The 10430-nt window shown below is 65.8% G+C and carries 8 protein-coding genes; 5 read left to right on the forward strand and 3 right to left on the reverse strand.

Features of this window, described 5'->3' with window-relative positions; all coding sequences use genetic code 11:
- Window positions 1-95: 95 nt before the first annotated feature.
- Entirely contained in the window at window positions 96-869 is a 774-nt protein-coding gene (locus CKW13_RS22915) for a response regulator transcription factor (RefSeq protein WP_095111059.1), read from the reverse strand.
- Window positions 870-1002: 133 nt separating this feature from the next.
- Complete coding sequence (locus CKW13_RS22920) at window positions 1003-1473, reverse strand: prepilin peptidase (protein ID WP_095111050.1); 471 nt, start codon at window positions 1471-1473, stop codon at window positions 1003-1005.
- 75 nt (window positions 1474-1548) lie between these two features.
- Here CKW13_RS22920 and CKW13_RS22925 point away from each other — a divergent pair, with 75 nt between their 5' ends.
- A complete protein-coding gene (locus CKW13_RS22925; RefSeq protein ID WP_095111051.1) occupies window positions 1549-1989 on the forward strand; it encodes a TadE/TadG family type IV pilus assembly protein in 441 nt (146 codons plus the stop codon).
- Window positions 1986-4733, forward strand: a complete 2748-nt coding sequence (locus tag CKW13_RS22930; protein WP_095111052.1) for an ATP-binding protein — start codon at window positions 1986-1988, stop codon at window positions 4731-4733. Before CKW13_RS22925 ends, CKW13_RS22930 begins: the two co-directional genes overlap by 4 nt.
- Here CKW13_RS22930 and CKW13_RS22935 read toward each other — a convergent pair.
- A complete protein-coding gene (locus CKW13_RS22935) occupies window positions 4730-6709 on the reverse strand; it encodes a pilus assembly protein TadG-related protein (protein WP_095111053.1) in 1980 nt (659 codons plus the stop codon). The genes CKW13_RS22930 and CKW13_RS22935 overlap by 4 nt on opposite strands.
- Before the next feature lie 188 nt (window positions 6710-6897).
- On the opposite strand from CKW13_RS22935, the gene acs reads away from it, so the two are divergent.
- The 3 genes from acs to CKW13_RS22950 all read left to right on the forward strand — a co-directional run.
- Window positions 6898-8835, forward strand: coding sequence for an acetate--CoA ligase (gene acs, locus CKW13_RS22940; protein ID WP_095111054.1), 1938 nt, complete (start codon window positions 6898-6900; stop codon window positions 8833-8835).
- Window positions 8836-8883: 48 nt separating this feature from the next.
- Window positions 8884-9756, forward strand: coding sequence for an oxygenase MpaB family protein (locus tag CKW13_RS22945; RefSeq protein WP_095111055.1), 873 nt, complete (start codon window positions 8884-8886; stop codon window positions 9754-9756).
- Between the two features lie 169 nt (window positions 9757-9925).
- On the forward strand, window positions 9926-10430 hold a 505-nt coding region (locus CKW13_RS22950; RefSeq protein WP_305886498.1), incomplete at its 3' end, for a beta-ketoacyl synthase N-terminal-like domain-containing protein.

Here is a 10430-nt window from a genome sequence, read left to right on the forward strand (position 1 = left end):
CACCCCACACACCTCCACTGCCTGGCCTACCGCCGTCGCGGCCACAGTGGGCCCGCTCCTACAGGGAGGATGTACTGCTCAGAAATACAGCAGGCTCAATGCGCGGTGACTTGGTGGCGCATGCCCGAGCGGCTCGGGGAGAGGGCCAGGGCCAGTTGGGTGCGGTTGTGCATGTGGGTCAGGCGCAATACCTGGGAGACGTAGAGCTTCACGGTGTTTTCGGTGATGCCCAGTTCGCAGGCGATCTGGTAGTTGGTCTGGCCTTTGCCCACCAGGCGCGCCACATCCAGTTGCCGGGGCGAGAGTTGGTGGAAGATCGCCGGGATTTCGTCCGGCTCCGCCTCGTTGGCCATGGGCGCCGGCGTGCCGGGGCTGCGGCGCACTTTGTCGAGGTCCTGGTAGAGGCCGTCGATGGAGGTGGAGAGGTCTTGCAGCTTTTGGTTGAGGTGGCCCAGTTGCAGGGTTTTCTGTCGCTCCTGCAGGGCAACTTCCTGGCGTTGCAGGCCTTGCAGCAGTTCGTCCAGGTCGATGGGTTTCTGGTAGTAGTCGGCGATCCCGGCGCGCAGGGCCTTGATGACGTCCTGTTTGTCGGCACGGCCGGTGAGCATGATGGCCTCGAACGCCCGTTGATTGCCGGCAATGCGTTGCAGCGCCTGGACCAGTTCGATGCCATCCATGTCGGGCATGTGCAGGTCGCACAGCACCAGGCCGATGTCGCAGTCTTCGTTGAAGCGCTCCAGCGCCTGGGGGCTGGATTCACACGGCACGCACCGATACCCGCTGCTTTCGAGAAACTCGCAGAGCTCTTCGACAATCAGTGGCTGGTCGTCGACCACGAGCACTTTCACCTGGGACGTTAGCTTGTTCACGCGAAACTCCATGCCTGGCAAGCCTGGGAGGGGGCAGCCTCTTCCTGTACCAATAGCCATAGGCTGTATAGGGTGTGATTTCAAAGTAGACGCACTTTGCCACTCTGTACATAAAGCGGCCGGGGCCACGCGACTAGTGGATCCAGGCCAGGGATAGCAGCAGGCCCAGCAAGACGAAGGGCGCGAAGGGTTGGTTTTTTGACTCTTTCGGGTCGAGCCACCGTACGTGCGCCCTAACCCGTTGACTCATAAGCGGCCAGACTTTTGGCGCGATCAACAGCCACAGCACGCTGACCACGCCGGCACCGATGAAGGTGCCCAGCAGGTGCAGGGTGTCGGTGGCCAGGCCCAGGGCGGCCATCAATTTCACGTCGCCAGCGCCCATGCGGCCCATGGCGTAGCCGGGCAAGGTCATGGCCGCCGCCAGTAAAAAGGCGAATACGCCTTGCTGGGCGCTGGCACCGATCCACGTGGTGTCGTTCCACAACAGGTAGACCAGGGCCACCACTGTTGCCCCGAGGGTCAAGCCATTGGAGATCTGCCGCTGCCGAGCATCCTGCGCAGCACAAAGCGCCAGCCACATGAATAGGAAAAAGGTGTGCATCAGGTAAAAAACGTCCCTTTTTGCCGAATGATTCTATGCTGACATTACGTCGTAGTTGTCAGGGTAGACGCGCGCATGAAAACCAGCCTCCCTCGAAAGCAAAAAGGCGCCGTAGCGATCGAATTCGCCTTGGTGTTCGTGATTTTTTTCGCGGTGTTTTATGGCCTCGTCACCTACAGCCTGCCGCTGCTGATGATGCAATCGTTCAACGAAGCCACCGCCGAGGCGGTGCGCCGCAGCGTGGCCCTGGACCCGGCCACGCCCAACTACAAGAGCGCCGTCGAAGCCCTGGCCAACGCGGTGCTGCGCCAGAAGCTGGAATGGCTGCCCAGCACGCTGAACATCACGTGGGGCGTGGACACCAGCGCCGACTACACCGCCGGCGTGCTCACCGCCAAGGTCAAGTACCCCAGCAGCAAGTTGAACCAGGTACTGCCCTTCCTCGTGCTGCCAGGCGTGGGCAAAGTGCCTAACCTGCCGGACTACCTGAGCGCCCAGTCGAGCCTGCAATTTTGAATTCCGGGGGACGATTGTTCGGCCGCTTGCTGGGCCGCAACCCGGCGTTGCTCAACGACCCCTGGGCAGCCCTGCCGGCGCCCAGTGTCGGCTTGCAGTTGTACCTGAACCACGACGGCGGCGTGCTGCACATGGCCGGGCCGCTGCGCCACATGCTGGCCCAGCTCCGGCCGCTGGACCGGCCGCCGCTGCTGGATTTTCTGCTGCCCCACAGCGCTCTGGTGGTCGAAGGCACGCCCGGCGATTGGCTGGGCCACAGCCTGGACCTGGATTTCGCCAGCCTGATCGGCCCGCCCTTGCAGTTGCGCGGCTGGGTGTCGCCCCTGGCCGAGGGCTGGCTGTTACAACTGCTCGACATCAGCGACCTGCGCCAGGGCCGCCAGCAGGCGCAAAGCCGCGAACATTGCCAGAGCCTGGCCGCGCAAATCAGCCAGCAGTTGCGCCAGTGCAGCCTGTCGCGCCTGCCCCAGGTGCTGGGCGAACAACTGCAAATGATCGCCCAGCACTGGTACATCCCCTGCGTGGCGGTGGCGCTGCTCGATGAGCGCAATCAGGGCTGGCAGATCCACTGCCAATACCGCGCCCACGATGCCCCGCAGCTGTGGCACAACGGCCAGTTGCTGGGCAGCAGCCTGGACAGCCTGAGCGGTAACACCCCCCTGCGCCTGAGCGTGCAGCAGGGGCTGAGCGAACACCCGCGCTTGCAAGGCCTGTTCGCCCACAGCGACGGCTGGCTGGTGCCGTACCGCGACGACCACGGTGTCGGCGCCTGGCTGCTGTGCGGTTTTTACCCAGTGTTGCAGCACGCCCCGGATTTGAGCTCGCGCGACTGGCTGCTGCTCACCGCCGCCCTCGCCGGGCCATTGCTCAGCCGCTTGCGCGAGCAGCGCCACCACCTGCAACTCGAACGCCTCGATGCCTTGCAAGGCCTGCTCGGCGCCGGGTGGTGGGAATGGCAGCAGACCGACAACCAGATCCACCTGGCGCCGCCGCTGGCCCACAGCCTGCAATTACCAGCGGACACCTGGCAGTTGCCCCGCGAAGAGTGGCTGGCGCTGATCCACCCGGCCGAGCGCGAAGAACTCAACCGCCGCTTGCTCGACTTGCAGCAGCACGGCAAACCACTGGTGCTGAGCGTGCGCCTGCACCACGAGGAGGCCGAGCACGGGCCGCGGTGGTATCGCGTGCAGGGCCAGGCGTTGGGTGTGGGCGATGCTCGGCGGGTGGTCGGCTTCATGCTCGACATCAGCGACATCAAGAACCAGCAGCAACAGGCTGCCGCGGCCCACGCTCGGCTCGATAACCTGATCGCCAGTTCCCCGGCGGTGATCTACGTGCAGCGTTACGCACAAGGGGCGCTGGAGCCGAGTTTCTTCAGCGCCAGCCTGTTACCGCTGCTGGGCTGGACCCTGGCCGATTGCAGCGCCGCCGGCCTGCTGGAGCACTTGCACCCCGACGACCGCGAGGCGTATTTCCAGCGCACCCGGCAATTGCTGCGCGAGGGCTCGGTACGCAGCCGCTATCGCCTGCGCGACGCCGCGGGCAGCTACCACTGGCTGCTGGACGAAGCCAAGTTGCTGCGCGATGACCTCGGCCTGCCAGTGGAGGCAGTGGGCCTGTGGCTGGACATCACCGAGGCGACCCAGGCCGGCGAGCACGTGCGCCAAAGCGAGGAGCGCTACCGCATGCTGGTGGAGGATTCGCCAGCGATGATCTGCCGCTATCGCCCGGACTTAAGCCTGATCTTCGGCAATCGCCCCTTGGCCACTTACCTGGAATGCGCCCCCGAGGCGCTGCCGGGGGTCAACCTAGGCCAGTGGATGAGCGCCGAACAGCGCGAGGCCTTCGCCCAACGCATCGCCCAACTGACCCCGCAACGGCCCATCAGCACCGCCGAAATCAGCCTGCAACTGCCCGGGCGCGCCAACGCCTGGTGGGTGTGGTCCGACCGCGGCGTGTTCGACGAGCACGGCCAGTTGCGAGAAGTGCAAGCCGTGGGCCGCGACAACACCGAGGTGCGCCGCGCCCAGCAGCAACTGACCCAGAGCGCGAAAATGGCCACCCTCGGCGAGATGGCCACGGGCCTGGCCCACGAGATCAACCAACCGCTGAACGTGATGCGCATGGCCGTGGTCAACGTGCTCAAGCGCCTGGACAGCGGCGACGCCGAGCCCGCGTACCTGCAAGACAAACTCAAGCGCATCGACGCGCAGATCCAGCGCGCTGCCCGGGTGGTGGACCACATGCGCGTGTTCGGCCGCCGCTCGGAGGTTGAGCAACAGCCGTTCGACCCGGCCCGCGCGGTGGAGGGCACCGTTGCGCTGTTGGGCGAAGGGTTGCGTGGCAAAGGCGTGGAACTGCGCATCAGTGAAGTGCCGTTTGCGGTGCAGGTGCACGGCCATGTCGATCAATTGGAGCAAGTGCTTATCAACCTGCTGGTCAACGCCCGCGATGCGCTGCTGAGCAAGCGCGAGGCCGACCGCCCGTTCAAGCCGTGGATCAGCGTGCACGCCGAGCGCGACGAAAACGCTGTGCGCCTGTGGGTGCAGGACAACGGCGGCGGCATCGACCCGCGCTTGCTGGAGCGCATCTTCGAGCCATTCTTCACCACCAAACCCGTGGGCGTGGGCACCGGCCTGGGGTTGTCGGTGAGCTACGGCATCATCGCCAACATGGGTGGGCGCCTGAGCGCCGGCAACACCGCCGACGGCGCGCGGTTTTGCGTGGAGCTGCCGCTGGTTTAGATGAGCAATTGCGCCCGCCCGCCGGCATGGCAACTGAGGTTGGCGCCCACTTCGGCATTGCCCAGGCTCACCCCCAAAACGCTCAACACGCTGTTGACGATAGGGTCCAGCAGCGGCCCGAGAATGCTTTTGATCGCCGTCACCAACGCCGCGCTGATATCGCTCAACAACCCCGCCACCCCGGCCAGGGCCGCCGCGCTGATGCCACCGCTGGGCGCGGCGTAGGAGGTCAACTGCACGCCGGTGAGGGTGTCGCCCAGGCTGGTGATGATGTTGGTGGTGGCCAGGCCTTTGTACAGCGGGCCCAGGCCGATATTGGGCGGTAGCGGGTAGGGAATGCTCTGGCTGCGCGAGGCCACGCTGGTTTGCACCTTGAGGTCGAGCCAGCCGCCGACGCTGGGGATGCGCGCCTCGCAGCCCAGGCCAATGAACAGCAAGGTGTAGCAGCGCTCGGTGCCGATATCCACCAGGCGCACCGGGTCGACCACAATGGCCGCCGCCGAAGAAAACGCCTGGGTGGCGTTCACCCGGCCTACCCCCAGGTTGGCCAGCGCGGTGGTGACCTGGGCGGTGAGGCTTTTGGAGGTATCGGTGTCGCAGTTGTAGTCGGTGACAAAGCTCTTGGCCGGGGCTGCCTCCACGCTGACGTCCAGGCTGGAGATCAGTTGCAGCGAGGGGTGCACGCAGGGCTTGGTGAGGATGCACAGCAACGGGTCGAGCAGGGTCGTAAGCTTGAGGCCCAGCAGGTTGTTGACCACCCCCACCACCGGGGTCAGCACCTGGGACAAGCCGTTGGTCAGCGCGCTAATGTTTTTGAGTACCGGCAGGTCGAGGGTCACCAGGGTACGCACCTGGGCGGTGCGCACGAAGATCTGCCTGGCGGTCACCACCGGACCGACGGCGGCGTATTCGGCCTTGGCTACTTTCGGGTTGCCGATGGCCGACATCTGCGGGGCCTCGATGACCTTGGTCTTGATCGTGACCGTGGCGACATTGGGCACGCCAACGCTGTAGTCCACCGAGACGGCGGTCTTGCTGTTGGACAACTGCGCCACGCCTTGTACCAATTGGAACAGTTGCAGGGTGGAATCCAACCCCGCCGTGGTGGTGCCGGTCTGCACCTTGATGAGGTCGCCCAACTTGAGCAATTGCGTGTTGCGGCTTATCAGGCTCAGGGCCTGCATCGCCTGCAAGGTGACGGTAGCCACCGAGCCGTCCTTGGGCAGCACTTTGATCGCGGCGTCGAGCAGTTTGGTCGGCGACACATCGGTGGCGAGCAGGGTGTCGTAGTCGCCGGCCTTGACGTTGAGGTCCACCGCCAATTGATCGAGGAAGCTGAGCAACTTGATGTCGGTCTTGGCCAAGCCGTCCCAGCCCAGGGCGCTGATGTTCACCGTGCCGCCCAGCAGGCCGCCGACCACCGCGTTGAGCACGGCCGACTTGGTGCTATCGATGGTGCCCAGCACGGTGCGGATAGTCAGCATCGCCAAGGGCGAAGGCATGCCTGCCACCGCCGTGGCGCTGAGGGTTGTGGTGGTGGTCGCCGCGCGGCCGCTGAACAGGGCGCCCACGCCCGCGGCAATGCTGGTGGTGACGGTACGGGTGGCGACCACGCGGATGGCTTCGCTCTTGGCCGCATCCACGGCAAAGGTGCGCAGGTTTTGCCCATTCACGGTGAGCGCGCCGCACGTGGTGGCCAGGGTCTGGTTGGCGTCAACGGTGAAGCCGTTGCGGGTGGCGTTTTGCGCGGCGTAGGTGGCGGCGCTGGTGTCCGGGGTGCAATGGCCACCACGGCTGGCGGCTTCCAGGGCGGCCATGTCGGCCACGCGCTGGAGCTTGCGCTGCTCCAGGTACAGGCGGCCGCTGTCGACCACCACCAGCATCATCAATGCCGCCAACCCCAGAGTGATGGCCGCCACCAGGCCAATGGCCCCGCGTTGGCGGGTACGGCTGCTGCGTCCTGAACCGGGAGACATCGAGCACTCCTGTGCCGGCCTGAGGCCGAGCGCTTCCTCCGTTGATGCAGGGCAGTGTAGACAAGGCAGTGGCACTGCGCTGGCAACCGGCCAGCCCAGGCGACTGGCGGCGGCCGCCAGGGTTGAACCCCGCCGCCAGTGCGTGCATGGTTGTGCTTCGTCGCCAAAAACAACAATAAGGAACCGTCATGTTCGATATCAGCACGTTCCCCAAAGCCGATGCCGTGCGCCGGGCTGCCCAACTGAGTCAGGACGACTACCAGCGCCTGTACCGCCAATCCATCGACCATCCCGACACCTTCTGGGCCGAGCAGGCCAAGCGCTTCCTGGATTGGTCCACTCCCTGGCAGAGCGTGCAGCACAGCGACCTCACCCACGGTACCGCCACCTGGTTCGACGGTGGCGAGTTGAACGTCAGCTACAACTGCATCGACCGCCACCTGGCCACCCGTGGCGAGCAAGTCGCGCTGCTGTGGGAGGGCGATGACCCGGCGCAGTCAGCCAACATCACCTACCGCCAACTCCACGAACACGTCTGCCGTTTGGCCAACGTGCTGAAAAGCCGCGGCGTGAAAAAGGGCGACCGGGTGTGCATCTATATGCCGATGATCCCCGAGGCGGCCTACGCCATGCTCGCCTGCACCCGCATCGGCGCCGTGCATTCGGTGGTGTTCGGCGGCTTCTCCCCGGACGCCCTGCGCGACCGCATCCTCAACGCCGACTGCCGCACGGTGATAACCGCCGACCAGGGCGTGCGCGGCGGCAAATTCGTGCCCCTCAAGCAGAACGTCGATAAGGCCCTGCTCAGTTGCCCGAAAGTCAGCACCGTGCTGGTGGTGGAGCGCACGGGCGCCGAGGTCGACTGGACCCCGGGCCGCGATATTGGCTACCGCCAGGCCTGCGCCGAGGTAAGCGCCGACTGCCCGCCCGAGCCCATGGGCGCCGAAGCACCGCTGTTTATCCTCTACACCTCCGGCAGCACCGGCAAACCTAAAGGCGTGCTGCACACCACCGGCGGCTACCTGCTGCAAGCGGCGATGACCTTCAAGTACGTGCTCGACTACCGCGACGGCGAAGTGTTCTGGTGCACCGCCGACGTCGGTTGGGTCACCGGCCACAGCTACATCGTCTATGGCCCGCTGGCCAACGGCGCCACCAGCCTGATGTTCGAGGGCATCCCCAGCTACCCCGACAGTTCGCGGTTCTGGCAGGTGATCGACAAGCACCAGGTGAATATTTTCTACACCGCGCCCACCGCCCTGCGCGCCCTGATGCGCGAAGGCGACGGGCCCCTGCAAGGCACCTCCCGCGCCAGCCTGCGCCTGCTGGGCAGCGTCGGCGAGCCGATCAACCCGCAAGCCTGGGACTGGTACTTCAACACCGTGGGCCAGCAGCGCTGCCCGATTGTCGACACCTGGTGGCAGACCGAAACCGGCGCCATCATGCTCAGCCCCCTGGCCAGCGCCCAACGCATCAAACCCGGTTGCGCGACACAACCGCTGTTCGGCGTGCAACCGGTGCTGCTGGATGAACAGGGCCGGGAAATCGACGGCGCCGGCAGCGGCATCCTGGCGATCAAGGCCAGTTGGCCGGGGCAGATCCGCAGCGTCTACGGCGACCCGCAACGCATGGTCGACACCTACTTCAAGCCCTACCCCGGCTACTACTTCACCGGCGACGGCGCACGCCGCGACGAGGACGGCGATTACTGGATCACCGGGCGCATCGACGACGTGATTAACGTCTCCGGCCACCGCATCGGCACCGCCGAAGTGGAAAGCGCCCTAGTGCTGCACGACAGCATCGCCGAAGCCGCCGTAGTGGGTTACCCCCACGACATCAAAGGCCAGGGCATCTACGCCTTCGTCACGCCGATAAACGGCATCGCCACCGACGACGCCCTGATGAAAGCACTGCGCGACCACGTCAGCCAGGAAATCGGCAGCTTCGCCAAACCGGACCTGATCCAATGGGCCCCGGCCTTGCCCAAAACCCGTTCGGGCAAGATCATGCGGCGCATCCTGCGCAAAATCGCCTGCAATGAACTGGACACCCTGGGCGACACCTCCACCCTGGCCGACGCCAGCGTGGTCGATGGCCTGATCGCCAAGCGCCTCAACACCTGACCCACCACGCGGCGCGCCGGCCGGGCGCGCCGCCCCTATCGAGCCGCCATGGACTTTATCCGCAACCGCATCGAAACCCAGATCATGAGCCTGAGCGGCCTGTCCCTAGGCCGACTGGACCTGGAAAACCCCAAGGGCGACCCGGGCCTGTTCGGCCCCGACTCCGTCAGTTGGCAGGTACACGGCGACTTCACCAGCATGCTCATCGGCGGCATCAGCGCCCTGCTGCTGCAAGCCCTGCATCCGCTGGCGCTGGCCGGGGTGTGGGACCACTCCAATTTCCGCCAGGACATGCTCGGGCGCCTGCGCCGCACCGGGCAGTTCATCTCCGGCACCACGTTCGGTTCACGCCAGGACGCCCAATGGCTGATCGATAAAGTGCGCACCATCCACCTGCAAGTGGTCGGCACCGCCCCTGACGGCCGCCCCTACGCCGCCAGCGACCCCGACCTGCTGACCTGGGTGCACGTGGCCGAGGTCAGCAGCTTCCTCGCCGCCCACCTGCGCTACCGCAACCCCGACCTCAGCCCCGCCGACCAGGACAGTTACTACGCCGAAATTGCCCTGATCGCCGAACAACTCGGCGCCCGCGACGTGCCCCGCTCGCGCCAGGAAGTGGCGGCCTACCTGCAACGCCTGCGCCCGCAATTGCTGTGCGACGAACGCAGCCGCGAAGTGCTGCGCCTGCTCCTCGCCGCCCCGGCGCCGAGCCGCTTGGCCAAGCCCTTCGGCGCGCTGATGATGCAGGCCGGCATCGACCTGCTGCCGGATTGGGCCAGCGCCATGCTCGACGTGAGCCAAACCCCGCTGCAACGCTCGCTGATCCGCGCCAGCGTCAAACGCAGCGCGCCGGTGTTGCGCTGGGCAGTGCGCAACGGGTCGGTGCAAAGGGCCAAGCGGCGCATGGGGATTTCTGAGTGAGCGCCGGGGTGGGTGTGTAAACCCCTTGTGGGAGCGGGCCCTGCTCCCACACTGCCCGCCCCCCAAGACAAGACCCGGGGAACACTTCCCGACCGCCCGGTTCGCAATTGGAACCCAGCGCCAGGTCTGTGCCACCATGGCGTTTTGACTTCACTTGAGGATCAGCGCCATGCAAGACGTCGTTATCGTTGCCGCCACCCGCACCGCCGTCGGCAGTTTCCAGGGCTCGCTCGCCAGCGTGCCGGCCGTGGAGTTGGGCGCTGCGGTGATCCGCCAATTGCTGGCCCACACTGGCCTGGACCCGGCCGAAGTGGATGAAGTGATCCTCGGCCAGGTCCTCACCGCCGGTTGCGGGCAGAACCCGGCGCGCCAAGCGGCGATCAAGGCCGGCCTGCCCCACGCCGTGCCGGCGCTGACCCTGAACAAAGTCTGCGGTTCGGGCCTCAAGGCCCTGCACCTGGGCGCCCAGGCCATCCGCTGCGGCGACGCCGAGGTCATCATTGCCGGGGGCCAGGAGAACATGAGCCTGGCCCATTACGTCATGCCCGGCGCGCGCACCGGCCTGCGCATGGGCCACGCGCAAATGGTCGACACCCTGATTAGCGACGGCTTGTGGGATGCCTTCAACGACTACCACATGGGCATTACCGCCGAGAACCTCGTCGAAAAATACG

Origin of the sequence: Pseudomonas sp. Irchel 3E20, from assembly GCF_900187645.1 — a bacterium.
Classification (GTDB): domain Bacteria; phylum Pseudomonadota; class Gammaproteobacteria; order Pseudomonadales; family Pseudomonadaceae; genus Aquipseudomonas.

What these genes read in the sequence shown, in the direction of transcription:
- CKW13_RS22920 (WP_095111050.1), bottom strand. Translation starts at nt 1,473, where the DNA reads ATGCACACCTTTTTCCTATTCATGTGGCTGGCGCTTTGTGCTGCGCAG.
- CKW13_RS22925 (WP_095111051.1), top strand. Translation starts at nt 1,549, where the DNA reads ATGAAAACCAGCCTCCCTCGAAAGCAAAAAGGCGCCGTAGCGATCGAA.
- CKW13_RS22935 (WP_095111053.1), bottom strand. Translation starts at nt 6,709, where the DNA reads ATGTCTCCCGGTTCAGGACGCAGCAGCCGTACCCGCCAACGCGGGGCC.
- acs (WP_095111054.1), top strand. Translation starts at nt 6,898, where the DNA reads ATGTTCGATATCAGCACGTTCCCCAAAGCCGATGCCGTGCGCCGGGCT.
- CKW13_RS22945 (WP_095111055.1), top strand. Translation starts at nt 8,884, where the DNA reads ATGGACTTTATCCGCAACCGCATCGAAACCCAGATCATGAGCCTGAGC.